Origin of the sequence: Synechococcus sp. MIT S9508 (genome assembly GCF_047303045.1) — a bacterium.
GTDB lineage: Bacteria > Cyanobacteriota > Cyanobacteriia > PCC-6307 > Cyanobiaceae > Synechococcus_C.
Window position 1 is genome coordinate 526,095 of record NZ_CP138941.1, and the last position, 23,063, is coordinate 549,157.

27 protein-coding genes are annotated in these 23,063 nt (G+C 58.2%); 14 read left to right on the forward strand and 13 right to left on the reverse strand.

The window, feature by feature from the left end; all coding sequences use genetic code 11:
- Window positions 1-173: 173 nt before the first annotated feature.
- Window positions 174-419 carry a hypothetical protein gene (locus tag SIB42_RS02675; RefSeq protein ID WP_067093407.1) on the reverse strand — a complete coding sequence of 82 codons (246 nt, stop codon included), beginning with the start codon at window positions 417-419 and terminating at the stop codon, window positions 174-176.
- Between the two features lie 38 nt (window positions 420-457).
- On the reverse strand, window positions 458-775 hold the full coding sequence (locus SIB42_RS02680) for a chemotaxis protein (protein WP_067093765.1): 318 nt from the start codon (window positions 773-775) through the stop codon (window positions 458-460).
- A 25-nt stretch (window positions 776-800) separates the two neighbouring features.
- On the opposite strand from SIB42_RS02680, the gene SIB42_RS02685 reads away from it, so the two are divergent.
- The 3 genes from SIB42_RS02685 to SIB42_RS02695 all read left to right on the forward strand — a co-directional run bounded on the left by SIB42_RS02685 (window position 801) and on the right by SIB42_RS02695 (window position 2,320).
- Window positions 801-1,409 carry an AbrB family transcriptional regulator gene (locus SIB42_RS02685; RefSeq protein WP_082825004.1) on the forward strand — a complete coding sequence of 203 codons (609 nt, stop codon included), beginning with the start codon at window positions 801-803 and terminating at the stop codon, window positions 1,407-1,409.
- Between the two features lie 63 nt (window positions 1,410-1,472).
- The gene (locus SIB42_RS02690; protein ID WP_067093409.1) at window positions 1,473-1,889 is read left to right on the forward strand and encodes a DUF6554 family protein; all 417 of its coding nucleotides are present in this window, start codon (window positions 1,473-1,475) and stop codon (window positions 1,887-1,889) included.
- A gap of 5 nt (window positions 1,890-1,894) precedes the next feature.
- Entirely contained in the window at window positions 1,895-2,320 is a 426-nt protein-coding gene (locus tag SIB42_RS02695; protein ID WP_231856354.1) for a tetratricopeptide repeat protein, read from the forward strand.
- Here the strand turns inward: SIB42_RS02695 and SIB42_RS02700 are convergent.
- On the reverse strand, window positions 2,275-3,783 hold the full coding sequence (locus tag SIB42_RS02700) for a DEAD/DEAH box helicase (RefSeq protein ID WP_067093769.1): 1,509 nt from the start codon (window positions 3,781-3,783) through the stop codon (window positions 2,275-2,277). The genes SIB42_RS02695 and SIB42_RS02700 overlap by 46 nt on opposite strands.
- 250 nt (window positions 3,784-4,033) lie before the next feature.
- Here SIB42_RS02700 and SIB42_RS02705 point away from each other — a divergent pair, with 250 nt between their 5' ends.
- Window positions 4,034-4,465, forward strand: a complete 432-nt coding sequence (locus tag SIB42_RS02705) for an HNH endonuclease (RefSeq protein WP_067093410.1) — start codon at window positions 4,034-4,036, stop codon at window positions 4,463-4,465.
- Between the two features lie 22 nt (window positions 4,466-4,487).
- Here the strand turns inward: SIB42_RS02705 and SIB42_RS02710 are convergent, their stop codons facing one another.
- The gene (locus tag SIB42_RS02710) at window positions 4,488-4,724 is read right to left on the reverse strand and encodes a serine protease inhibitor (protein ID WP_231856355.1); all 237 of its coding nucleotides are present in this window, start codon (window positions 4,722-4,724) and stop codon (window positions 4,488-4,490) included.
- A gap of 30 nt (window positions 4,725-4,754) precedes the next feature.
- Here SIB42_RS02710 and SIB42_RS02715 point away from each other — a divergent pair, with 30 nt between their 5' ends.
- Window positions 4,755-5,726, forward strand: a complete 972-nt coding sequence (locus SIB42_RS02715) for an SDR family oxidoreductase (protein WP_067093412.1) — start codon at window positions 4,755-4,757, stop codon at window positions 5,724-5,726.
- Window positions 5,727-5,836: 110 nt separating this feature from the next.
- On the forward strand, window positions 5,837-6,871 hold the full coding sequence (gene pdxA / locus SIB42_RS02720; protein ID WP_067093413.1) for a 4-hydroxythreonine-4-phosphate dehydrogenase PdxA: 1,035 nt from the start codon (window positions 5,837-5,839) through the stop codon (window positions 6,869-6,871).
- On the opposite strand, the gene accB is transcribed toward pdxA, so the two are convergent.
- Window positions 6,858-7,343: an acetyl-CoA carboxylase biotin carboxyl carrier protein gene (accB, locus tag SIB42_RS02725; RefSeq protein ID WP_067093414.1), complete on the reverse strand. Its 486-nt coding sequence runs from the start codon at window positions 7,341-7,343 to the stop codon at window positions 6,858-6,860. The two genes, pdxA and accB, sit on opposite strands and share 14 nt — an antisense overlap.
- Window positions 7,344-7,345: 2 nt before the next feature.
- Window positions 7,346-7,909 (reverse strand): elongation factor P, encoded by a 564-nt coding sequence (efp, locus tag SIB42_RS02730; protein WP_067093415.1) that lies wholly within the window; start codon window positions 7,907-7,909, stop codon window positions 7,346-7,348.
- A 32-nt stretch (window positions 7,910-7,941) separates the two neighbouring features.
- On the opposite strand from efp, the gene SIB42_RS02735 reads away from it, so the two are divergent.
- Together SIB42_RS02735 and thiL are read left to right on the forward strand one after the other, a co-directional pair.
- Entirely contained in the window at window positions 7,942-9,060 is a 1,119-nt protein-coding gene (locus SIB42_RS02735) for a peptidylprolyl isomerase (RefSeq protein WP_067093416.1), read from the forward strand.
- 5 nt (window positions 9,061-9,065) lie between these two features.
- Window positions 9,066-10,067 carry a thiamine-phosphate kinase gene (gene thiL, locus SIB42_RS02740; RefSeq protein ID WP_067093417.1) on the forward strand — a complete coding sequence of 334 codons (1,002 nt, stop codon included), beginning with the start codon at window positions 9,066-9,068 and terminating at the stop codon, window positions 10,065-10,067.
- A gap of 51 nt (window positions 10,068-10,118) precedes the next feature.
- Here the strand turns inward: thiL and gap are convergent, their stop codons facing one another.
- Window positions 10,119-11,144, reverse strand: coding sequence for a type I glyceraldehyde-3-phosphate dehydrogenase (gap, locus tag SIB42_RS02745; RefSeq protein WP_067093418.1), 1,026 nt, complete (start codon window positions 11,142-11,144; stop codon window positions 10,119-10,121).
- Window positions 11,145-11,313: 169 nt separating this feature from the next.
- Between gap and murC the strand changes: the two genes are divergently transcribed.
- The 3 genes from murC to SIB42_RS02760 are packed head-to-tail and all read left to right on the forward strand — an operon-like array spanning window position 11,314 to window position 14,039.
- Window positions 11,314-12,765: a UDP-N-acetylmuramate--L-alanine ligase gene (gene murC, locus SIB42_RS02750; protein WP_067093776.1), complete on the forward strand. Its 1,452-nt coding sequence runs from the start codon at window positions 11,314-11,316 to the stop codon at window positions 12,763-12,765.
- The gene (gene murB, locus SIB42_RS02755) at window positions 12,741-13,673 is read left to right on the forward strand and encodes a UDP-N-acetylmuramate dehydrogenase (RefSeq protein ID WP_067093419.1); all 933 of its coding nucleotides are present in this window, start codon (window positions 12,741-12,743) and stop codon (window positions 13,671-13,673) included. Before murC ends, murB begins: the two co-directional genes overlap by 25 nt.
- Window positions 13,674-13,697: 24 nt before the next feature.
- Window positions 13,698-14,039, forward strand: coding sequence for a YbaB/EbfC family nucleoid-associated protein (locus SIB42_RS02760; protein WP_067093420.1), 342 nt, complete (start codon window positions 13,698-13,700; stop codon window positions 14,037-14,039).
- On the opposite strand, the gene rsgA is transcribed toward SIB42_RS02760, so the two are convergent.
- From rsgA to grpE, 4 genes are read right to left on the reverse strand one after another with little or no spacing between them, the layout of a single operon-like run.
- Window positions 14,014-14,895 carry a ribosome small subunit-dependent GTPase A gene (gene rsgA, locus SIB42_RS02765; RefSeq protein ID WP_067093780.1) on the reverse strand — a complete coding sequence of 294 codons (882 nt, stop codon included), beginning with the start codon at window positions 14,893-14,895 and terminating at the stop codon, window positions 14,014-14,016. The two genes, SIB42_RS02760 and rsgA, sit on opposite strands and share 26 nt — an antisense overlap.
- A 19-nt stretch (window positions 14,896-14,914) precedes the next feature.
- Complete coding sequence (locus SIB42_RS02770; protein WP_067093421.1) at window positions 14,915-15,157, reverse strand: sulfurtransferase TusA family protein; 243 nt, start codon at window positions 15,155-15,157, stop codon at window positions 14,915-14,917.
- 2 nt (window positions 15,158-15,159) lie between these two features.
- Window positions 15,160-16,290, reverse strand: a complete 1,131-nt coding sequence (gene dnaJ, locus SIB42_RS02775; RefSeq protein ID WP_067093422.1) for a molecular chaperone DnaJ — start codon at window positions 16,288-16,290, stop codon at window positions 15,160-15,162.
- Between the two features lie 42 nt (window positions 16,291-16,332).
- Window positions 16,333-17,070: a nucleotide exchange factor GrpE gene (grpE, locus tag SIB42_RS02780; RefSeq protein WP_067093423.1), complete on the reverse strand. Its 738-nt coding sequence runs from the start codon at window positions 17,068-17,070 to the stop codon at window positions 16,333-16,335.
- A 95-nt stretch (window positions 17,071-17,165) separates the two neighbouring features.
- Between grpE and SIB42_RS02785 the strand changes: the two genes are divergently transcribed.
- Genes SIB42_RS02785 through SIB42_RS02795 form a run of 3 tightly spaced genes read left to right on the forward strand, consistent with a single transcriptional unit; the run spans window position 17,166 to window position 21,274 of the window.
- Window positions 17,166-18,896: a GspE/PulE family protein gene (locus SIB42_RS02785; RefSeq protein WP_067093424.1), complete on the forward strand. Its 1,731-nt coding sequence runs from the start codon at window positions 17,166-17,168 to the stop codon at window positions 18,894-18,896.
- 10 nt (window positions 18,897-18,906) lie between these two features.
- Window positions 18,907-19,980: a type IV pilus twitching motility protein PilT gene (locus tag SIB42_RS02790; protein ID WP_413328354.1), complete on the forward strand. Its 1,074-nt coding sequence runs from the start codon at window positions 18,907-18,909 to the stop codon at window positions 19,978-19,980.
- Between the two features lie 16 nt (window positions 19,981-19,996).
- Entirely contained in the window at window positions 19,997-21,274 is a 1,278-nt protein-coding gene (locus SIB42_RS02795) for a type II secretion system F family protein (RefSeq protein WP_067093426.1), read from the forward strand.
- Here the strand turns inward: SIB42_RS02795 and SIB42_RS02800 are convergent.
- Together SIB42_RS02800 and msrB are read right to left on the reverse strand one after the other, a co-directional pair.
- Window positions 21,249-22,577 carry an NAD(P)/FAD-dependent oxidoreductase gene (locus SIB42_RS02800; protein WP_067093427.1) on the reverse strand — a complete coding sequence of 443 codons (1,329 nt, stop codon included), beginning with the start codon at window positions 22,575-22,577 and terminating at the stop codon, window positions 21,249-21,251. The genes SIB42_RS02795 and SIB42_RS02800 overlap by 26 nt on opposite strands.
- A complete protein-coding gene (gene msrB, locus SIB42_RS02805; protein ID WP_067093428.1) occupies window positions 22,507-23,016 on the reverse strand; it encodes a peptide-methionine (R)-S-oxide reductase MsrB in 510 nt (169 codons plus the stop codon). The genes SIB42_RS02800 and msrB overlap by 71 nt, the downstream gene beginning before the upstream one ends.
- Window positions 23,017-23,063 lie beyond the last annotated feature (47 nt).

The following is a 23,063-nucleotide window of genomic DNA, read 5'->3' on the forward strand; positions in this document are numbered from 1 at the left end:
GAAGAGGTACAGCAGATTTCAACAACGTCGTCAAAGCGACAATGCAATAATTGCATGAATAATATCAAACGATCGCGGAAAGTATCAATTCACAAAAAGCGAAGAGTCCAAATATTTGAACTCGGGCTTCTTGCGTCTCAAGCCCGTTTCATGTCGACAGGAGCAATCACAACTCAAGTGCCTGGTTCTTCGATATTGCCGCCCATATCCGCGATCTGAGCACGCAACTGATCAGATCTTGATCGATCGCCTCTGGTAATGGCTACAGCTAAAGCGAATTCAAGCTTTTCAAGCTGATGACCACCTTCAAAGAAACCGCTGCAATTCGCAGACGACAATCCGGGTGAACTTGGAGCGTGGGAACAACGGCTGTTGCCGGTATTGCGAGGACCAGAGGTTGAAAAAGTGGTGGATGCCATGATCGGCTTTCTTTTTATTTTGCCACCTGTGACCAGCTTTATGCAGCTTCAGCCTCGTATTCAGACTCACTCATAGAAGGCTGAGACAACGCTCCTGCAGAGTCGGAAGCCGCATCCGAACTGAGCTCAGTGCTGTTGAGCAACTCCTGGCAATCAAGCAGAAGTTGGTCCACGTCATCGAGGCGCTGCCGTTCTTCAGCAGGCATGGTTTCTGCCTCGCTGCGATGTTGACGGACCTGCAGTTCCAGACTCTCGAGCCGCTGTTCAAGCTTCACCAAGCGCTGCGACAAGGCGTTGAGCATCTGGGCGACATCTTCCGCCGTACGAGTGATGCGGAAGGACACAGACTGAGTCATCCGAAGACAGGCGAGTGTTGGCCTGATGACAACACATGGGTGGCCAACTCTCAAGAGCAGTGCAACAAGGCCATCCCGCTCTGCCTTCAAACTGAGAGATCTGCTGCCTGCGGGTGCCATGCCTTCTCTGATGACCCTGCTGGTGTATGCCCTGGCCGGCACTGGCATGGGACTGCTCGCCATGAAAACTGGAATTCCCGCAGCACCGCTTGCGGGCGCACTGATCGGTGCTGCAGTCGTGAGCATGAGCGGACGCGTTGAAGTTGCCGCATGGCCGCCCGGTACACGCACCGCTCTTCAAATCGGAATCGGGACTGTGATCGGCACCGGACTGACGCGAACCTCTCTTGAGCAGCTGCAACAACTCTGGAAGCCTGCGGTGCTGATCACGCTCACGCTGGTGATGACAGGTCTAGTGATTGGTTTGTGGACCAGTCGTCTGCTTGGTGTCGACCCGCTCATCACCCTGCTGGGAGCAGCGCCCGGTGGAATCAGTGGTATGAGCCTGGTCGGAGAGGATTACGGAGTTGGCGCCGCTGTTGCGGCACTGCATGCCGTACGACTGATCACCGTGCTTCTGGTCCTGCCACTGGTGGTGAAACTGCTCACCCCTCTCGGACTGGGCAATTCCTGATTCACCTCTGGACAGCCAAACGCGAGCCGATACGTTGACGTATATCGCCTTTTCTGTCCATCCATGGCCAGCCTCCGCACCCGCCTCGCCGTCCTGCTGCCTCTGGCGGGGATGCTGCTCGTAGCTGCACCTGTGGAGGCGGCCAGCGCCGACTCAAAAAAAGGCGCTCAGGTTTATTGCTACATGCGCAGCAACGGCAATAGTCACGCCGTGAGCTTCGAAGCCTCCTATGCCTTGATCAAGCGTCAAAGCAGTGGAGTATTCAAAACATCTCCGAAGCATGCGGCGGTGATGATCACCGAAACCGTGGTGGAGGAACCGGGCAGCTATCCGGATTGCGGTCGTTATCTCGGAGATCTATTCGGAGACAAAACCTCCAAGAAGTCCTCAAGAGCCACTCGTCAGAGCTCAATCACTAGTAGTGATTCCAACAGCGAGACTTCAACGGACTGGGATGCTGATGCTCGTTACAGCTACTGAAACCTTTGTCATTGCTTAGGCCTGCGCGAGCCGATTGGCGTTCCACATGGCCGCAGTCGGCTCTCCTGATTGGTGTTCTGCTGCTCACGATCCAGGCCTGCAAGAAGACCGAGAGTCCTCAAGCTGCGTCACCAAATCCCCAGGTGACAACATCCAGTTGCCTTGAAAACCTCAATCTGGAGCAACTGGACAAAGCCCTAGAGCAGTGCAATGTGGTTGTGGCAAGTCACCCTGACAATCCAGTACCGCTGACCGACAGGTCACTGATCCAGACCCTCATGGGGCGTGATGATGAGGCTTGCGCTGATGTGAGCCAGGCCATCTCCCTGCTGAATAGCCGGAACAAATCCAAAGACCCTCTTCTCAAGCACGAGCTAGAGGTTCGTCAGCAATCCTGCAAACATCGGGCCACCAGCGCCGGCAACGGCTGACGATCCACATTGATGCGACGGGGACCCAGCAGCAACTCGATCTTGTCAGCTTTGCTCGCCACCAGACCATCCACAAGTTGATCGGCCAGACCAAGCTGAAGCCAATGGCTGGTCAGCCCACCATCCATGCCGATGCGGTGGCAACGATCCTCAGCCTGGTCAACATCGCCTGGAGTCCAGGGACGCTCCAGAAGCACAACCTGACGTGCCCGATGCAGTGTGAATCCCAACCCTCCGCAGCCATAGGTCGCCAAAAGCAGGTCGGTTCCACCAGCCTGAAAATGATCGACTGCAGCCTGTCGCTGTTCCGGTTTTTGCCGACCGGTTAACAGAACACCACCCAGCCGCTCCTGCAGGAGCTGCAGCGGTGACACGAAGGAGCTAAAGAGCACGATCGCCTGACCATCAGCACGCAACTGCTCCACAAGCGCCTGAGCAGCGGGGAGCTTGAATTCGGCCGCAATCATGCGCAGGGAGGTGAGCACAGCCAGTGATTCAGCATCCGAACGCACTTCGCCGAGCTGAACGCGTCGGCGATAGTCCTCCACCACAAGACGCAGGCGGTGATCGAATCCCAATGCCTGATCGGTAGCCAGTGCAATGCCATGGCAGCGGCGCTGCTTGGCGGGAAGCCCCAGCACCTGCTGCTTGCGTCGATGCAAAACCAATGGTCGGGTAAGGCGCCGCAATTCCTCCAGACGACTTGCACCATCGGCACGCCAGCGTCGCCGACCACCCTGCTCAGTCCAGTGTCCTTGGCAAAAGATCTCCTCAAAGGAACGCTGATCACGAGCCAGTGGATGATCCATGGCCGCCAGTAGCGGAAAAAACTGAATCGGTCGACCATTGCGGATGGGTGTGCCCGTGAGCATCCACACCGCCCGCAGCCGCGGATGGCGGGCCAAGCGCAACAGGGCCTGGGTTCGCTGAGCCTGAAGCGACTGGGCGAAATGAGCTTCATCAACCACCAGAAGTGTTCCGGCTTCTGGAAGGTCGGCCGGCAACCGGGCCCAACTGTGCAGTGTGCACTCGAGATCGAGAGACTCCACTTCGCGCTGCCAGTGCGGATGAAGTCCCACAGGAGCGATCACCATCAAGCGCAGAGGTACGGCACGCATCAGTGCGCGAGCCGCCAATAGCGACGTGAGCGTCTTTCCAAGACCCATCTCATCAGCCAGCAAGGCTCCGCGACGTGCCAGCAACCAACGAGCACCCGAGCGTTGATGAGGCAGCGGTACACGGCCATCCGCTAGGGGCTGATCCAGGTCGGCACGAGCCATCAGCTCCCGGTGACGAGGAAGCGGTGGCAGTGGATGACGATGCCAGTCCAGCCAACGCAACAGTTCGTCTTCAACCCGAAAACGTGAACCCAAACGGTCGAGTAGGTACTCGGCTGATGCCAGTGGAAATTCCCAGCCATGTTGCGAACCTTTCCAGAGTCCCCGAGGCCTGATCCGGCCCATCTGCGCATGGGTGACGGCATCAAAGGGGTAGGTGACCCTCACCAGTCCTGAAGGGGTCAGCCCAAGACTGCAGCAGGACGTTGATGATGCCGTAACGACATTTCAGCAAATGCAATTGTATTGCTTCTTGTGCTCCCAACAAGGGGCTTGAAGCTCAAAGATCACACTTCAAAAAGTGCCAAAAATGCAGCGAAGAACACATTGACGAACCCAGCGAAAGCGCCAGAATTCTCTCAACCGAACCATTCGGATGCATAACAGGGACGCGGTTTTCCTTGAAGATCTATGCCCCAAACTGCGAGTCCGAAGATGGCGTCAATCACTACATACTTACACCGGTAAAAGCTGTATTTACTGCGGAAAACAATCTGAATCGATTGATCATATTCTTCCAAGAGCTAAGGGCGGTTTAAGCACCACCGAAAACTGCGTTCCAGCCTGTCTCTCATGCAATGGGCACAAATCTGATTCTGAAGTTTTTGATTGGTATCGACGCCAACGCTTTTACGATCCGCGACGAGCCATGGCGATCCGTGCCTGGATGGATGGAGATTTGCGGCTTGCCCTGAGACTTCTGCAGTGGGCTCAACCCGAATTGAATCAAACCACTCATGCATCAATGGCACCTGATGCATCACTCAATCACCAGAGTCATCAGAACTGGGGCCTCGAGGCTGCCTGAAACGACTGAACCCGATCCTGCATCACCAAACTCTGCAAGCTTCTGCTGAATGATGCTGCTGACAAATTGAGGCCTGCTGTTCAGGCTGCTCGGGTGCCAGCACAAAGGCCGCACTCACCAACACCGAGGCGAAGACGGTTGCCGCCAAGCGACGCAGAGCAGTGCTCTCGCCAGTTTCCACGACCATGCTGCGATTGCCAGCACTTCGAGGCAGCATGGATGACTGAGACGACATCAGGGGAAGACAGGAACTGGTCACGGCTGAATTACCATTGATACGTTTGTACTCATGACGGAATCACTTGTCAACCGTTGCCGATCGCTGCCAGCTGGATCCACGTTGTGCATCCTTGGAGCCGGCTTCAGTGGACGCCGGCTGGCGACACTGGCTGAGGCCCTGAACATCAGGGTGCTCACCACGAGCAGAAACCCCGATCCCGAGAGCAGAGATCTACGTTTTGACACTGCTCAAGACCTGATGCCAACTGACGCTGAGCTGGATGGCGTGACCCATCTACTGAGCACGATTCCACCAGGGCGGGATCAGAACGACCCTGTGTTGCGGACACTGGGGCCTCAGCTCAGGCAACTGCCGCTTCGTTGGGCGGGCTATCTGTCGACCACAGGCGTCTATGGCGACACAGAGGGGGCCTGGGTGAGTGAAGCGGATCCACCACAACCCGGTCAGGACCGCAGCCGCAGACGCCTGCTCTGTGAACAGGAGTGGCTGAACAGCGGTCTGCCGGTGCAGATTCTGCGGTTACCAGGGATCTACGGACCAGGTCGCTCACCCCTAGCGGCTGTGAAGGCCGGCAGCCTGAAGCCTGTCCATAAGCCGGGCCAGGTGTTCTGCCGGGTGCACGTCGATGACATCGCCGCGGCCTGCCTGCACTTAATGCACTGCTCTGCTGCAGGACAGCACCCTCCCGTTGTGAACCTCTGTGATCATGAACCCGCTCCAAGTCATGTGATGCAGCGCCATGCCGCAGACCTTTTGGACTGCGACCTGCCAGAGACTCGCAATTACACGGATGCTGAAGCTGACATGAGCGCCATGGCCCGAAGTTTCTGGGCCGAAAACCGCAGAGTGAGCAACGATCTTCTCTGCAAGACACTTGGCTACACCATGATTCATCCCAACTTCCGCAGTGGGCTTGCCCACTGTCTGAAAGCGGAAAGACTCATGGGGAATCCGACTCAGAGCGCTTCGGACTCAGCAGAGGAATCTGATCCAGCTTTAAGGGCTGATCAGGATCGATAAAGGTCAGACCTGCATCATGCAGCAAGCGACTCCACTGAACTTCCAGCCATCCCTGCCGAAACGCCGTTCCCAGGCCGTAGAGCAACAGGCCGATCACCAGCCAACGCAGCATGACCCCATCCATCGAATGCCATGAAGCTAAGCAGCGCCTCGTAATCGCACTCGGTGATCCTGCTGGGATCGGCATGGAAGTCACGCTGAAAGCCCTGGCTGATCCCAGGCGGCCAGCGGACATGCCGATGCCTCTGCTTGTCGGCTGCAAGGCCAGCCTGCAAAAGACCGCTGACCAGCTCAGAGTGCATTCGCAGGATGCCATCGCAGATCCAGATGCATTGAGCATTGAGGATTTACCAGTGCCCGGAGGGCCTCTCGAGCCCGGCGAGGCAGGACCAACAAGTGGAGAGGCCGGTTTCCAATGGCTGAGCAGAGCTGTGGAGCTGGTCCAACAACAACAAGCACGGGCACTGGTGACCGCACCGATCGCGAAACATGCCTGGCATCAAGCCGGACATCGCTATCCCGGCCAGACCGAACGTCTTGCGGAACTGGATGGACGCGACACTGCCTCGATGCTGTTCACGGCTCTCTCACCGGCAACCGGATGGAGGCTGAACACCTTGCTGGCCACCACACACATCCCGCTTGGACAAGTACCAGAGGTTCTCACGGCGGATCTGGTTGAACGCAAGCTCGATGAACTCGCTGGGTTCTGCCTGCGTTTCAATCCCGCTCCTCAATTGCTGGTGGCCGGCCTCAACCCGCATGCCGGAGAGCAAGGACAACTGGGAGGTGAAGAGCAGCAGTGGCTGAACCCGCTACTGGAGCGCTGGGCGAGCAAGCATCCTTGCGTGCAACTGAGAGGCCCCCTCCCTCCAGACACGTGCTGGTTGAGTGCTGCTGAAGCCTGGAGCAACAGTGCTGCTCAGGCCGGACCTGATGGAATCCTGGCCCTGTATCACGATCAGGGCCTGATTCCGGTGAAGTTGCTGGCCTTCGATCAGGCCGTGAACACCACTCTGGGCCTGTCTTTTCTACGAACCTCCCCCGATCACGGCACCGGCTTCGACATCGCCGGACAAGGAGTGGCAAGAGGAACAAGCATGCTGGCCGCCATCCAGGCGGCCTGGGAACTCAGCCGGGCTTGACGCGCATCAGCACCTGACCGAATTCCACCGGGGTGCCGTTATCCACAAGGATTTCAACCACTTCACCTGCGACCTCGGCCTCCAGCTCGTTCATGAGCTTCATGGCTTCAAGAATGCAGATTGTCTGACCGGCATTGATCCGATTACCGATCTCCACGAAGGGAGCTTCACCTGGGGCAGGAGCGGTGTAGAAGGTACCGACCATGGGTGCTATGACATCCACCAGGTCAGAACGGGAACCCGCCGCAGCCGGTGGAGCCGCTGAGGCTGATTCTCCCTGGGCGGGAACATCAACTACTGGCACCGGTGCTGGAGCCTGGGCAACAGGGACCACCGGGGCAGCCACGGCTGTAACCGGCAGGTTGCGACGAACTTCCAGACGGAAGTCGTCGCCTTCAAGGCGGAACTCCTGGATATCGCTTTCACCCAGGGCATCCAAAAGCTTGTGCAGCTGATCGTGATCGAGTTGCATAGTCAGCTGCTCTCCCGACCCAGATAGGAATCATTGCGCGTGTCCACCTTGATCTTCTCGCCAATCGAGAGAAACAGAGGAACCATCACCTGAGCACCAGTTTCAAGGATCGCAGGCTTGGTTCCACCGGTGGCAGTATCACCTTTCACACCAGGATCGGTCTGGGCGATCTCCAGCACAACGGAGTTGGGCAATTCCACTTCGAGAGGCTTCTCGTTCCACGAGACCACACTCACTTCCATGCCCTCCTTGAGGTACTTGCGGCTGTCACCGATCTGCTGAGCGGTGAGGCGAGTTTCCTCATAGCTCGACATGTCCATAAAGACATAGTCCTCACCCTCCATATAGGTGTGCTGGAGAGTGGCTTTCTCCAGAACAGCCTGAGGCAGCATCTCTCCGGCACGGAAGGTTTTGTCGACAACGCTCCCGGTCTGAACCGCCTTGAGCTTGGTGCGAACGAAGGCCGACCCTTTGCCAGGCTTCACGTGCAGGAACTCGACCACGCGCCAAACGGCACCGTCGAGCTCGATCGTGGTGCCGGTGCGAAAGTCGTTGCTGGAGATCATTCCCGCCGAACGGTTCAGGGGATCATACGGCTGTGCCAAAGTCCTTTCAGCACCTGGGGTTCTCCTTGGCGATTCGGTTGGGATTTCAGCGCAATAGCGCATGGCTTATCAGCCTGCTGATCATGGTTGGCCTGGCCTGGACTCCTCCGGCCTGGGCGGGACTCCCCCAGGGAAACGCCGTGCAGGATCCGGCAGCGATCCTGCGTGATTCGTTGCCCATGAATCAGCAGGACCTGCGCGATCTGCAACATCAACTTGAAGGCACCAGTGATGACTTGCGTGCCAAGCGCTGGAGTGCTCTCGGACGCGGTCTCAAACGCACGCAATCCCTGCTGAGCAACAGAAGGGAGGCGATCATCGCCGCGATGCTCAGCGAGGATCAATCCAAGGCCGAGCAAATCCTTGATGCAGTGGCCGATGAACTGAAAGTTCTGCAGGAACGCATTGAAAACAAAGACAAAGCCGGATTTATCCAGTCACGCCGCAAGACCCTCAGCCAGATCGGTGATCTGGAATCACTGCTGATTGATGATCGGCTGCCTGACATCCCATCGGAATTCGACGACCTGCCACGGCTGGCAGGCCGAGCCACCGTGGTCATCGAAACCACTGAAGGCGATCTCACGGCTGTGGTGGATGGTTACAACGCACCGCTGACTGCGGGTGCATTCATTGATCTCAGCCTGAAGGGCTTCTATGACGGCCTGCCCTTCAACCGTGCGGAAGATTTCTACATCCTGCAGAGCGGAGATCCCAAAGGACCTGACATTGGCTATGTGGATCCAAAAACCAAGCAGGAACGCCACGTGCCCTTGGAAATCCGTGTTCCTGATGAACCGGAAACCCTTTACAACCAAACCTTCGAAGACGTCGGCATGTTCAAAGCCACTCCGGTGCTTCCCTTTGCCACCCTGGGAACGCTGGGTTGGGCACACTCCGATCAGGCCCTTGATGACGGCTCATCCCAGTTCTTTCTGTTTCTGTACGAAGCAGAGCTGACACCAGCAGGGCTGAATCTGGTGGATGGGCGCAATGCAGCCTTCGGTTATGTCGTTGACGGATTCGATGTGCTCGAGGAACTGGGCGTCAACGATGAGATCAAACGGATCAAAGTGGTCGAAGGGGCCGATCGACTCCAGAAGCACGCCTGAGCTCCGTGACGGTCACACTGGCTGGGCTGGGTGAAGCGGAGCTGCTCAGGCGGCTAGCTCGTTTCGCTCCTCCTGGCCAGCTGGCTGATGACACGTGCACCTTGGCCGCCGACACCCGGCAGCTGCTGGTGAACACCGACGTGCTTGTGGATGGCATTCACTTCAGTGACCGCACCACAAGTCCAGCGGATGTGGGCTGGCGGGCCGTGGCAACCAACCTGTCGGATCTGGCAGCCAGCGGAGCCGTTGCTGTGGATGGGATCACAGTGGCTCTGGTGGCACCGGGAAGCACTCCATGGAGCTGGGTTGAGGATCTGTACCGCGGTATCAGCGAAGCTCTCAACTGCTATGGAGGGATCCTGCTGGGAGGAGACTGCTCCGCAGGCACAGAAAAACTGATCTCGGTCACCGCACTCGGTCGACTCGGGCCTTTACGCCTGCACCGTGGTGATGCTTGTCCAGGCGATTGGCTCGTCACCAGCGGGCCCCATGGACTAAGCCGTTTAGGGCTAGCACTGCTTCAAGGTGATCCGACTCTGGATGGCACCAGTGCACTGATGGAAGCCCTTCAACACCAGGCCATCAGCCAACATCGCCGCCCCAGACCCAGGCTGGATGCCTTAACCACACTGATCGACAACAAGCCTGAAAACTTGCCCTGGAGAGCCGCCGGCACGGATAGTAGTGACGGTCTCCTTGCAGCGGTGCAGGCTCTTTGCAACAGCAGTGACTGCGGAGCTCAACTCACCCATGACTGGCTTCCGCGAGCGGAAGGCTGGCCCGCTGGCGAGCTCTGGGATCAATGGTGCCTGAACGGTGGCGAGGATTTCGAATTGGTGCTGAGTCTCCCAGCCTTCTGGGCCCAACGCTGGCTTGAACATCAACCGGACAGCCGGCGGATCGGCTGTATCATCGAGGAGAGCAATCAGATCGTCTGGAGTGAGACCGGCCGTCCTGTGACCGCTGCAGAGTTTGATCACTTCGAATCTGCTCTGAATGATGCGTGACCAAAACAATCCCTCCCAGTGGGAGGGATTGAAAATCAGCTCAAATCCTGATTATTTCCAGTTCCTGGCCACGACCTCGGCGAGGTCCACAACTCTTTGGCTGTAGCCCCACTCGTTGTCGTACCAGGCAACGATTTTGAAGAAATTGTCACCCATGGCAAGGGTCAGATCCGCGTCAAAAATGGTCGACTGATTCGTGCCGGCATAGTCGCTGGACACCAAGGGCAGATCGCCGTACTTGATGATCTTGCTCATCGGACCATCAGCAGCTGCCTTGAGGATCGATTTGATCTCATCCACGGAAGAGGAGCGGTTGGACTCGAAAACCAGATCAACGGCTGAAACGTTCGGAGTCGGAACGCGCATGGCGATACCAGTGAACTTGCCCTTCACAGCGGGGTAGACCAGAGCCACGGCTTGGGCTGCACCCGTGGAAGTGGGAACCATGTTCACAGCAGCGGCACGAGCACGACGCAGATCGCGATGGTTGTTGTCGAGAATCCTCTGGTCGCCTGTATAGCTGTGAATGGTGGTCATCAGGCCACGGTTGATGCCGATCGACTGATCGATCACTTTCACCAGCGGGGCGAGGCAGTTTGTGGTGCAGCTGGCGTTGCTGAGGATGTCGAAATCTTCATGACGGTATTGATCCTCATTCACACCGACCACGAACGTGCCGACCTTGGGGCCTTTGCCAGGAGCGGTGAGAATCACCTTCTTAGCGCCGGCCTGAATGTGCATGCTGGCCTTCTCGTCGGTGTTGAAGACACCGGTCGACTCAAGAACCAGATCCACACCCCAGTCCTTCCAAGGGCAATTGAGGGGATTGCGGTCGGAGAAGAACTTCACCTGCTTGCCATTGACGATCATCGAATCGTCAGTGGTTTCGATCTTCACGCTGGGATCCAGCTTGCCCAGAATGGAGTCGTAGGTCAGCAGGTGAGCACTGGTCTTGGGGTCCGAGGTGGCATTTACGCCCACAATCTCGATGTCGGTGTCAGCGCCACGGCTGATCCAACCCCGCATCACATTGCGACCGATTCGGCCGAATCCATTGATCGCAACGCGCAGAGTCATATGAGGAGCGGACAATCCGCAGGGAATGGCCGCTGATCATACAGAAATCGCTAATTTCCAATGAATCAGCCCCAGCATCAAATTTTTGAGGGGGCTAGCGCGACAGTCTGCGCCGATTGGTGGTCAGCAGGAAATGCTGATTTATCGTGCGCGTCCACGGCATTTGTTCTTGAGCAGATCGCTTGACAGCCCTTCCTCAGTTCACTTCATCGGTGCAGGGGGAATCGGCATGTCTGCCCTGGCGAGAATTCTGCTCAGCCGCGGTCACCAGGTGAGTGGCTCCGACCGCAAAATGTCCCCAGCAATGGAAGCCCTCCAATCGCTTGGGATGGTGGCTTTCGCCTCGCAAACTGCAAATAATTTTGATGAACTGAAAACACGTGGTTTAGCCACGCCCTTGGTTGTGATCAGCAGCGCCATCCCCGAAAGCAATGCTGAACTGGCCGCAGCCCGGCAATTGCAGCTAACTGTCTGGCACCGCTCCGACCTACTCGCTGCCCTGATCGATCAACAGCCGTCGATCGCAGTCGCGGGAAGTCACGGCAAAACCACCACAAGCACAGTGGTGACGTCACTTCTTCACAGCGCTGGTGAAGATCCAACCGCTGTGATTGGTGGCATCGTTCCCTGCTACGGAAGCAACGGACATGCGGGCTCGGGCCGGCTGCTGGTGGCAGAAGCCGATGAATCCGATGGCTCCCTGGTGAAATTCAACGCAACCCTGGGGGTGATTACCAACCTGGAACTGGATCACACCGATTACTACAGGGATCTCGATGATCTGATCACCACCATGCGCCGCTTCGCCGCCGGTTGCGGTCGACTGCTTGCCAATCAGGACGACCCGATCCTGAGCGAACACTTCCAAGCTGATGCCTGGTGGTCAGTGCAACGCAGCGACAATGTTGATTTCGCCGCTCTGCCGGTAGCCCTTGAAGGCGATCACACGGTTGCCGATCTGTATGAACAGGCTGAGTACGTCGGCCGAATCACGTTGCCGCTGCCAGGGCTGCACAACCTGAGCAATGCCCTGGGGGCTCTCGCTGCCTGTCGTTTGGAAGGAATTCCTATCGAGCGTCTGGTCACCCATCTGAACGAACTCAAGACACCTGGACGCCGCTTCGACTATCGGGGCGACTGGCAGGGACGTCTGGTGGTGGACGACTACGCCCATCACCCCAGTGAAGTGGCGGCGACCCTGGCGATGGCCGCTCTGATGGTGTCCAGCGGGCGAAGCCCACTGCCGCGAAGTCCAAAACGACTGTTGGCGGTCTTCCAACCGCATCGATACAGCCGCACTCAGGAATTTCAGAACGAGTTCGCGGTGGCTCTCTCCAACGTCGACATCGTTGTTCTGGCTCCGGTGTTTTCAGCCGGTGAAACTCCAATCCCCGGTGTCAGCAGCGAAGCCCTGGCATCGTGCATTCAGCAACACAGTGCCGATCAGACGGTTCTGGTAGCCGACACCATGGACGAACTGGCTGATCTTGTTCGGGAGCACAGCTGTGCTGATGACCTCGTACTGGCCATGGGAGCCGGTGATGTGAACAGTCTCTGGTCACGGCTGTCACCGAACGCCTTGCAGGAGCAGACGTCATGTCAGTCGACACTGACAGCTTGAGAGACCTGAAGGAACAGGGAATCCTGCAAGAGCAGGTGTCCCTGGCCCACTACACAACCTGGCGAGTGGGCGGACCAGCGCAATGGTTGGCCGAACCGAATCAAGCCCAGCAGATTCCCACCCTGCTCCATTGGGCAGCAAACGAAGGATTACCCGTCCGTGTGATCGGTGCAGGCTCCAATCTGCTGATTGCTGATGCAGGGCTTCCAGGACTCACTCTCTGCCTGAGACGGCTGCAAGGACTTGATCTGGACGCCCAGACCGGCAGGGTGCGGGCAAGTTCCGGTGAACCGATCCCGACCCTTGCAAGACGTGCGGCGAGAAAAGGATTGCAAGGACTGGAGTGGGCCGTGGGCATCCCTGGCACCGTCGGCGGAGCCGCTGTGATGAACGCCGGTGCCCAGGGTGGGTGTACCGCTGAACGGCTGCTCAGCGTGGATGTGGTTCCTCTGCAAGGCGATGATTTCAGGGTCCGGAGGCTTGCGCGGGAATCGCTCGATTTCGCGTACCGCCACAGTGCTCTACAGACCCAACCATTCCTGGTGATGGCCGCCGAATTTCAGCTGGAAGCAGGTCATGATCCGGCCGAGCTGCAACAGCGCACCAGCGAAAATCTCAACCATCGCACCAGCACCCAGCCCTACAAGCAACCGAGCTGTGGCAGCGTCTTTCGCAATCCAGAACCTGCAAAGGCCGGTCGTTTGATCGAAGGTCTTGGCCTGAAAGGCCGCCGTGTCGGTGGGGCGCAAGTCTCTGAAGTGCACGCCAACTTCATTATCAACACTGGAGGAGCCCGGGCTGCAGATATCCGCAGCCTGATTGGCTTGGTGCAACAGGAGGTAGCCGATGCCCACGGCATCCAGCTCCAGCCTGAAGTAAAACGACTGGGGTTCGAGATGGCGGCCTAACCTTTCGGTTCCTTCAGCGATGCCATGGCCGGGTTCGGACTTCCCAATTTTGGACAGCTCACCGAAGCCTTCCGTAAGGCACAGCAGATCCAGCAAGACGCTCAGAAACTGCAAGAAGAGCTAGATGCCATGGAGATCGAAGGCAGCAGCGAAGACGGCCGAGCCTGCATCTGGCTCTCCGGCAACCAGCAGCCCCTACGTGTGAAGTTGGATCCCAGCCTGCTGAATGAAGGGCAAGAAGCCGCTGAAGCGGCCACACTCGACGCACTTCAATCGGCCTACGAACGCTCCACTGGAACCATGAAGGAGCGAATGCAGGAGCTCACCGGCGGGCTCGATCTCAACCTGCCCGGAATGGGCGGCTGATCTCAAGAAGCTGCTCCACAGCTTTGCGATACATGGGATAGCGCTCCCAGTCGCGAGTCACACCACAACCCGGTTCATCCCGGTGCAGGCAGTCACGGAAACGACAGGGATGTTGATCAAGCTGGACACGCAGTTCTGGGAACAGCACTTCCAGATTGGAAACATCATCCGGTAATTCCGGACGGTTGAACCCTGGAGTGTCAGCAACCCTGGAGCCAGGAGAGAACGCATGCAATTCCACATGACGCGTGGTGTGACGCCCCCTCTGCAGACGACCTGACACCGCACCCACCCGTAACGCCAGTCCAGGCAGGAGACCATTCAGCAACGAACTCTTACCCACACCCGAGGGGCCGCAAAGCACCGAGATCGGAACAGTGGCTAAGTGGGCGCGCAGTTCTTCCAGGCCCATTCCAGAACGAGTGGACACAAGAATCGGTTCATACCCCCATCCCTGCAAACGTTTGCGCAGTTTTGACAAGGCATCGGCATCCAGCAGATCGCACTTGGTCAGCACGAGCAACACCTGCAATCCGGTCTTCTCAGCCGTGAGCAAGAACCTGCTGACCTGATCGGCATCAAAAGCAGGTTGCTCAACGGCGACCGCCACCAGGATGCATGAGGCATTGGCCACGGGAGGACGAACCAGAAAACTGCTCCGAGGTTCCACTTCCGCCACCACAGCCCTGGCGTGATCACAGTCAATGGCTTCCACACGCACACGATCACCCACATGGACCGCAGCACCACGATGGTTCAGTCGGGTGCGACGCGTGCAGAGCAAACGGGGAGGAACATCGACAGGTGGGGCCTCAAGCTCCACCTCGAGATAGTTGGCCTGCAGTGCAACGACCATGCCCGGATGCAGCTCATGGCTAATCACCGGCACAAATCACCTTCAGTCGCACCTGAACATCCGAGAGACGCTCCACATGGACCTGATGGCCATCACGGCGCAGTCCCGGAACCACCATCTCTTCTGGCTCACCAGGATCGAGATCCACCTGAAGGCACTGACCAGCAGTCATGCTCTCAAGAGTGAGCCGACAGCGAATGAAATTGAGCGGACAGGGCGTCCCACAGAGATCGAGCTGACGATCGGGGAGACGTTCCGTCATGGTCAACGCTGTCCGAACAGACGAGCAAACAGGCCACTCTTGTGGTGATGGTGCTGCTCTCCCCTGGCGGAGTGATGACCGGCCAGCTCTTCGAGCAGTCCCTTCTCTTCAGTGTTGAGACGAGTTGGCAGCTTCACATTGACCGTGATGCGTTGATTGCCGCGAGCCACAGGGTTGCCCAGCTTGGGAATGCCCTTGTTGTCAAGGGTGAGAACGGCATTGGGTTGCGTTCCAGCAGGAATCTCGAGGCTGGTTGGCCCGTCCACTGTGTCCACTTCGATGGTGTCACCGAGAATCGCCTGGAGATAGCTCACCTTCACTTCGGAGTGGACCGTCAATCCATCCCTCTGCAACGACGGATGGGATTTAACAGTCAGGAACACGTACAAGTCGCCAGAGGGGCCACCCCGTAAGCCAGCATTGCCCTCACCGGTCACCCTGAGACGAGTACCGGTGTCAACACCAGCAGGAATATTGATCCGCAACTTCTTGCGCACCTGAGTGACACCCTGTCCGCCACAGGCATTGCAGGGATCAGCAATCACCTGACCACTGCCATTGCAGCTGGGACATTCCGCCACTTGGGTGAAACTGCCGAAAGGGGTCCTGGTTGCCCGGCGCACCTGGCCAACACCTCCACAGGTCGAGCAGGTGGTGGGGCCACTGCCGCTCTTGGCACCGCTACCGCTGCAGGTGCTGCAGGTTTCCAAGTGAGGAACGCGAATCTCCCGCTCCTGTCCGAACACCCCCTGCTCAAAGTCGATCGTGAGGTCATAGCGCAGGTCATCTCCCTGCTGAGGTCCGCGACGGCGTTGCTGACGACCACCACCGGCGGCTCCACCGAACCCGCTGAAGAAGGTTTCAAAAATATCGGCAAATCCACCCATGTCGCCCATGTCGGGCATGCCAGCAGCGCCACCGAGCCCCGCCTCACCGAATTGGTCGTAGCGACCACGGGTCTGGGGGTCACTGAGAACCTCGTAGGCACGTCCGATCTCTTTGAATCGATCCTCTGCGCCAGGGTCTTTGTTGATGTCGGGGTGATATTGGCGAGCCAGTCGCCGATAGGCCCGTTTGAGGGTGTCGGCATCAGCATCCCTGCTGACACCGAGTAGCTCGTAGTAATCGGCCATCAGCTGGACGTCCTGAAAATCACAGTAAAAGCAGAGGTCTGATCAACTGTTGGCATCTCCCGAAACCTCCCCTTCAGAGGCGACCTCAGCATCAGAAGTGGACGTCTCGCTGCCGGCAGCTTGTTGTGGACCAGGCCCCATCGACACCTTGACCATGGCGTGACGCAGGACGCGGCCATCGAGGTGATAACCACGCTGCAGCTCCTCAATCACCACATCCTCTGGATGCTCCTCACTGGGCTCACGCAACACCGCCTCGTGCAGGGTTGGATCAAACTCCTGGCCAACCACTCGCATCGGAGCAACACCCAGCTGTTTGAGCACCTCAACCAGCTGTTTGTAGAGCCCCTGATAGCTGCGGTGAAGCCCCTGCGCTTCTTCCGTCTGAGGATCGAGCTGCTGACGAGCACGCTCGAAATTGTCCACAACGGGAAGGATTTCAGTGAGGGTGCTGCAGATGAGCTGCAGCTTGAGATCGTCCTGGTCGCGACTCTGACGCTTGCGGAAGTTGTCGAAGTCCGCAGCAATGCGTACGTACTGACCGCGCAACACCTCATGCTCTTCTCTGAGCGCGGAGTGCTCCTTCTCGAGCTGCTCAAGACGGGCGTCGTTGTCAACGGACTGAGTCCCTGACTCCGATTCGGCTGTCCCTTCAGTCGACGCTGACTCGTCCACGACTGGTGTCGTGTCCAGAGTTTCATTTGGCGTCACGGCAGGTTGCTGGCCGTCGGAACCAGCCGATGACGGATCCTGCGCTGGGGTGGAAGCATCGCCACTCATGCTGACCGGTTGCGAATTCACGTCTAGACATGTTGATAGGTGAGGCAGTCCTCCCACAAGCGGGGGAAGCCCGCACCTTTCTGCGACTTTGATCCGTGAGCTACGACCGCCGGCATCTGGAACTGGAACTTCTGTTGCAGCGAAACATCCCAGGCGAGCTCGTCAGCACCGATGAACCCTCACTGCTCCAGGAACTGAAAGCGAAGGGGTTTGATCCTGTTCGCCACTCTGCACTTGCCGAACGCCTGACGGAGCTGCTCAGCAAGAGCGTAGGGATTAAGGATGAAGTTCCGGCGCAAGAACCAGCGATCACAGAAACATCGCAGCGATCCAACGCCGCCGTCGCAACCAACACCCAGACCTCGGCTCCGGAAGGTTCAGACAGCGAAAGCGTGGCGGAAACAGCCACGTCTTACCTAAAGGATTTCACCGTCGACGGGATTCTGGAAGCCGATCCAGATGAAAAAGCTGAGGACTCCACAGGACCGCAGGATCTTGAATCCGGCCTCAACGATGCAGAACGCTCCCCCGTGATCGATCTGGTAGATCGCATCCTGATGCAGGCCCTTGAACTGGATGCAAGCGACATCCATGTGGAGCCTCAGCAAGCCGGACTTCAACTGCGCTTCCGTCAGGACGGAGTGCTGCAGAGCCAGATCGAAACCCTTCCGAGCCGACTGGTGCCGGCCGTGACCTCCAGGTTCAAGATCATGGCGGACCTGGACATCGCCGAACGGCGCGTCCCACAGGACGGTCGCATCCGGCGAAGGTTCCAGAACCGCACGGTGGATTTCCGCGTGAACAGCCTGCCGAGCCGCTACGGGGAAAAGATCGTGCTGCGGCTGCTGGACAGCTCCGCCACGCAGCTGGGGCTCGACAAGCTGATTACCAATGCTGAAGCACTTCAGCTCGTGCGCACCCTGGGGTCCAAACCCTTCGGGATGATCCTGGTGACAGGGCCGACTGGATCGGGCAAGTCCACCACGCTGTATTCCCTGCTGGCCGAACGCAATGAACCGGGGATCAACATCTCCACAGTTGAGGATCCGATCGAATTCGCCCTACCAGGTATTACCCAATGCCAGGTGAACCGGGAAAAAGGCTTTGATTTCAGTCAGGCACTGAGAGCCTTCATGCGCCAGGACCCAGACGTGCTGCTGGTCGGCGAAACACGCGATCTGGAAACAGCGAAAACAGCCATCGAAGCTGCTCTCACTGGTCACCTGGTGCTGACCACGCTCCACTGCAATGACGCCCCTAGCGCCATCGCCAGACTCGACGAGATGGGTGTGGAGCCTTTCATGGTCAGCGCCTCACTGATCGGGATCGTGTCCCAGCGTCTACTTCGGCGGGTCTGTCCCCAATGCCGTGTTGCCTACCGGCCGGATCCCGAAGAACTAGGTCGCTTCGGGCTGATGGCAAGCAACGAGGCGGACGTCAGTTTCTTCCGTGCCAACCACCATGAAGGCCAGGCCGAGCCTTGCCCCATGTGTCAGGGCAGTGGTTACAAAGGGCGAGTCGGGGTCTACGAAGTGCTGCGCATGAACGAAGCGCTGGCGACCACCGTGGCCAAGGGCGCCACCACCGACATGGTGCGCCAGCTGGCTCTTGAGGGAGGCATGAAAACACTTCTGGGTTACAGCCTCGATCTGGTGAGAGAGGGGCACACAACCCTGGAAGAAGTGGGCCGCATGGTGCTCACGGATTCCGGCCTGGAATCAGAGCGACGGGCCAGAGCCCTGAGCACGCTCACCTGCGGTGGCTGTGGTGGCGGACTTCAGGAAGGTTGGCTGGAATGTCCTTACTGCCTGACCCCACGTCACTGAGGAGCAAGCGATGGAGCTGATGATCGAGGACCTCATGCAGGAACTGGTGGAGAAGGGAGGCAGTGACCTGCATATCGCCAGCGGCCAGCCCCCCTATGGACGCTTCAGCGGACACCTACGAGCGATGCGGGATGAGGCTCTGCAGGAGGAGAGTTGCAACCGTTTGATCTTCTCGATGCTCAACAACAGCCAACGCAAGACTTTGGAGCAAACTTGGGAACTCGACTGCGCCTACGGACTCAAAGGAGTGGCGCGTTTCCGGGTGAATGTTTGTCGCCAGAAAGGCAGCTATGCGGCCTGCCTTAGAGCACTGGGCAGCACGATCCCAAGCATCGAATTGCTGAACCTCCCACCCGTGGTGGTGGAAACCAGCAAGCGACCACGAGGACTGGTGCTGGTCACCGGACCAACAGGCTCAGGCAAGACGACCACCCTGGCGGCGCTGCTCGATGACATCAATCACACCCGCGCCGAGCACATCCTCACGATCGAAGACCCAATCGAATTCGTTTACAAAAGCGATCGAAGCCTGGTGCACCAGCGCCAGCTCAATGAAGACACCCGCAGTTTTGGCAATGCACTCAGAGCAGCCCTGCGTGAAGACCCGGACGTGATCCTGGTGGGTGAAATGCGCGACCTGGAAACCATTCAGCTGGCCATCAGTGCCGCGGAAACCGGTCACCTCGTCTTCGGCACTCTGCACACCAGTTCTGCCGCCCAAACCGTGGACCGCATGGTGGATGTGTTCCCGCCCGCACAGCAAACCCAGATCCGCGTGCAACTGTCCGGAAGTCTGGTGGCGGTCTTCTCCCAGACGCTTTGTCGTCGCAGCAATCCCGAGCCTGGTCAGTTCGGCCGAGTAATGGCGCAGGAAATCATGATCAATACGCCTGCCATCGCCAACCTGATTCGCGAAGGCAAGACCGCTCAGCTGTATTCACAGATTCAAACCGGAGGCGAACTGGGGATGCAGACCCTGGAAAAAGCCCTGGCAGATCTTGTAAGTGATGGCGACATCGCTCTACAGGAAGCATTGGCGAAAGCCAGCAAACCTGCTGAGCTTGAACGGCTTGTCGGCAGCTGAGAGGTCCACTCCCACCATGGCCACATTCACTGCCACCTACACCTCCGCGACCGGTCAGGAGAGAACGCTCACGGTCAAAGCCAACGATGTGGCCACGGCCAGGCGTCAGTTGAGGCGAAGAGGCATTAAAGCCACCGAGTTGCGTACCAGTGAAACCGGTTCTGGGCGAAACAGGAAAAAGGAAACCTCTGCCAAAGCCGATGGAACATCCGGCGGGAGCTTGCTCTCAATCGATCTGGGAGAAGCTTTCCAGAAACCTCCAGGCGTGAAGGAAAAAGCAGTCTGGGCGAGCAAGCTGGCGGTGCTGGTGGATGCAGGGGTGCCGATCGTGCGCAGCCTCGATCTGATGACCACTCAGCAGAAGCTGCCGATGTTCAAAAAAGCGCTCACTGCAGTCGGCACGGAAGTGAACCAGGGCACCGCGCTGGGCACTGCGATGCGTCAGTGGCCCAAAGTGTTCGACCAGCTCACCGTGGCCATGGTGGAAGCCGGTGAAGCCGGCGGGGTCCTGGATGAATCACTGAAACGGCTGGCAAAGCTTCTTGAAGACAACGCCCGCCTGCAGAACCAGATCAAGGGTGCACTCGGTTACCCCGTGGCGGTGCTGGTGATCGCCATCCTGGTGTTTCTGGGGATGACCATCTTCCTGATTCCAACATTCGCGGGGATCTTCGAAGATCTGGGCGCGGAACTACCACTGTTCACCCAGGTAATGGTGGACCTGAGCGAGCTTCTGCGCTCATCCGCAGCTCTGCTGTTTGCCGGTGGTCTTCTGGTGGCTATATGGCTGTTCAGCCGTTATTACGCGACCGATAAGGGGCGGCGTGTGGTGGATCGCTTGATGCTCAAAGTGCCCCTGTTCGGGGACCTAATCATGAAAACGGCAACCGCACAGTTCTGCAGGATCTTCAGCTCACTGAGTCGAGCAGGCGTCCCAATCCTGATGGCGCTAGAGATCTCCAGTGAAACGGCAGGGAATTCGATCATTTCCGACGCGATCCTCGACTCGAGAGCACTGGTTCAGGAAGGAGTACTGCTAAGCACAGCTCTGACACGTCAGAAAGTGCTGCCCGACATGGCTCTGAGCATGCTCTCGATCGGCGAAGAAACTGGCGAAATGGACCAGATGCTCAGCAAGGTGGCCGACTTCTATGAAGACGAGGTGTCTGCCTCAGTGAAAGCACTCACCTCAATGCTGGAGCCGGCAATGATCGTAGTGGTGGGTGGCATCGTTGGTTCGATCCTGCTGGCAATGTATCTGCCGATGTTCACCGTGTTTGATCAGATTCAGTAACCACCAGCTGGGATTCGGCAGCGGCGATGGCCTGGCCAGCCAGCCAGCCGCCACTCCAGCAAGCCTGGAAGTTGAATCCGCCGGTGACACCATCCACATCCAGCAGCTCACCGGCGACATAGAGCCCTGAACAGCGACGACTTGCCATCGTGGCCAGATTCACTTCGCCGAGGGCCACTCCACCAGCAGTGACGAACTCCTCACCAAATGGGCCGCGGCCCTGAATAAGCAGGCGCTGAGCGCTGAGAATATCGACTAGGTGGCGTTCAACCTTCAACGGCAGATCCGCCCAACGGCGCTCACCATCCACAGCAACAGCAGACAGAAAAGCCTGCCACAAGCGACGCGGTAAGTGCTCAAACGGTTTGGCCGAAATCAAGGTGCGACGTGCCATGTCCACCCGCCACTGCCGCAGCCTCTGCTCCACACCCTGACGGCCTAGGCCCCCACTCCAGTCCACCTTCAGTTCGCCCTTGTAGTGGCTGTCGTGAAGCGCCCGAGCGGCAAAAGCCGAGAGTCGCAGCGTTGCCGGACCACTGAGTCCGCGATGAGTGATCAGGACCCGACCTGTTTGCCGGAAGCGCTGATCACCGAGCTTCAGATCAAGGCTCACCTCATCAATGGCAATGCCACTGCAGGCGGAAAGTGCTTTGGACTGCAGCGACAGGCTGAACAACGAAGGAACAGGCGGCACCACGTGATGACCGAGGGACTCCGCGAGCTTTCGACCACTGGGATGACCACCGGTGGCCAACATCACATTGCGAGCCTTCAATGGCTGATCAAGCCCACGCCCATCAACCACAAAACCACCATCCCTCTGCACCTCAACCCGCTGCACCATCACCTTGGTCCGCAGTTGCACACCCACCCGAGTCGCGGCGTTCTGCAAGCAGTGGATCACCGCCTCCGAACGGTTCTGCTGCGGAAACATGCGTCCGTCTGGTTCCTCAACAAGGGTGAGGCCATGGTCATCAAACCAGGCGACCGCATCACCACAGGCGAAACGACTGAACGGACCCCGCAACGGTCGACTGCCACGGGGGTAATGGCTGGACAGTTCAGCGGGATCCCAGCAGGCGTGCGTGACATTGCAGCGGCCACCACCACTGATGCGCACCTTCTGAAGTGGCTCCGGCGTGGCCTCCAGAACCACAACCTCGCGCAAACCCTGCTCAGCCGCAGTGATCGCTGCCATGTAACCAGCAGGACCACCACCGATCACAATCAGATCAAGCGGCCTGGAAGCGCAGAGCGATTCCGTTGTTGCAGTAGCGCTTGCCGGTGGGCCTGGGACCGTCATTGAACACATGACCCTGGTGGCCGCCACAGCGGCTGCAGTGGTATTCCGTGCGCGGAACAATCAACTTGAAATCTACTTTCGTGTCGATGGCACCTGGCAGGGGCTGCCAGAAGCTTGGCCAACCCGTGCCACTGTCGAACTTGGCCTGCGATGAGAACAACGACAGATCGCAACCCGCACAGTGATAAATACCGGATCTCTTCTCGCTGTTGAGCTCACTGGTGAACGGGGGCTCGGTGCCTTCCCTGCGAAGCACCTGATACGAATCCGACGACAAACGTTTCTTCCATTCCTGATCGGAGAGATCCCACTTGGAATCCGATGCATCAGAGGCAGCGGCAACCTGCTTCGGAGACCGGAAAACACCAACCAGGCCTGAAATCGTGGCGAACAGCATGGAGCGCCTGCTCAATAGCCACTTTTCGAAGCTGGAGGGCATCACAGATGTCGCGTCGTTGCTTGAACCGTTCTAAACAACTCGGAACC

Coding starts and splice junctions, on each gene's coding strand:
- SIB42_RS02700 (WP_067093769.1), bottom strand. CDS start 3,783: ATGGGCCGGATCAGGCCTCGGGGACTCTGGAAAGGTTCGCAACATGGC.
- SIB42_RS02795 (WP_067093426.1), top strand. CDS start 19,997: ATGGCCACATTCACTGCCACCTACACCTCCGCGACCGGTCAGGAGAGA.
- SIB42_RS02770 (WP_067093421.1), bottom strand. CDS start 15,157: ATGACGGAACGTCTCCCCGATCGTCAGCTCGATCTCTGTGGGACGCCC.
- msrB (WP_067093428.1), bottom strand. CDS start 23,016: ATGCCCTCCAGCTTCGAAAAGTGGCTATTGAGCAGGCGCTCCATGCTG.
- accB (WP_067093414.1), bottom strand. CDS start 7,343: ATGCAACTCGATCACGATCAGCTGCACAAGCTTTTGGATGCCCTGGGT.
- SIB42_RS02685 (WP_082825004.1), top strand. CDS start 801: ATGACAACACATGGGTGGCCAACTCTCAAGAGCAGTGCAACAAGGCCA.
- gap (WP_067093418.1), bottom strand. CDS start 11,144: ATGACTCTGCGCGTTGCGATCAATGGATTCGGCCGAATCGGTCGCAAT.
- SIB42_RS02690 (WP_067093409.1), top strand. CDS start 1,473: ATGGCCAGCCTCCGCACCCGCCTCGCCGTCCTGCTGCCTCTGGCGGGG.
- SIB42_RS02790 (WP_413328354.1), top strand. CDS start 18,907: ATGGAGCTGATGATCGAGGACCTCATGCAGGAACTGGTGGAGAAGGGA.
- murB (WP_067093419.1), top strand. CDS start 12,741: ATGTCAGTCGACACTGACAGCTTGAGAGACCTGAAGGAACAGGGAATC.
- grpE (WP_067093423.1), bottom strand. CDS start 17,070: ATGAGTGGCGATGCTTCCACCCCAGCGCAGGATCCGTCATCGGCTGGT.
- dnaJ (WP_067093422.1), bottom strand. CDS start 16,290: ATGGCCGATTACTACGAGCTACTCGGTGTCAGCAGGGATGCTGATGCC.
- SIB42_RS02800 (WP_067093427.1), bottom strand. CDS start 22,577: ATGACGGTCCCAGGCCCACCGGCAAGCGCTACTGCAACAACGGAATCG.
- SIB42_RS02675 (WP_067093407.1), bottom strand. CDS start 419: ATGGCATCCACCACTTTTTCAACCTCTGGTCCTCGCAATACCGGCAAC.
- pdxA (WP_067093413.1), top strand. CDS start 5,837: ATGACCCCATCCATCGAATGCCATGAAGCTAAGCAGCGCCTCGTAATC.
- SIB42_RS02705 (WP_067093410.1), top strand. CDS start 4,034: ATGCATAACAGGGACGCGGTTTTCCTTGAAGATCTATGCCCCAAACTG.
- SIB42_RS02715 (WP_067093412.1), top strand. CDS start 4,755: ATGACGGAATCACTTGTCAACCGTTGCCGATCGCTGCCAGCTGGATCC.
- rsgA (WP_067093780.1), bottom strand. CDS start 14,895: ATGGTCGTTGCACTGCAGGCCAACTATCTCGAGGTGGAGCTTGAGGCC.
- SIB42_RS02680 (WP_067093765.1), bottom strand. CDS start 775: ATGACTCAGTCTGTGTCCTTCCGCATCACTCGTACGGCGGAAGATGTC.
- SIB42_RS02760 (WP_067093420.1), top strand. CDS start 13,698: ATGGCCGGGTTCGGACTTCCCAATTTTGGACAGCTCACCGAAGCCTTC.
- efp (WP_067093415.1), bottom strand. CDS start 7,909: ATGATCTCCAGCAACGACTTTCGCACCGGCACCACGATCGAGCTCGAC.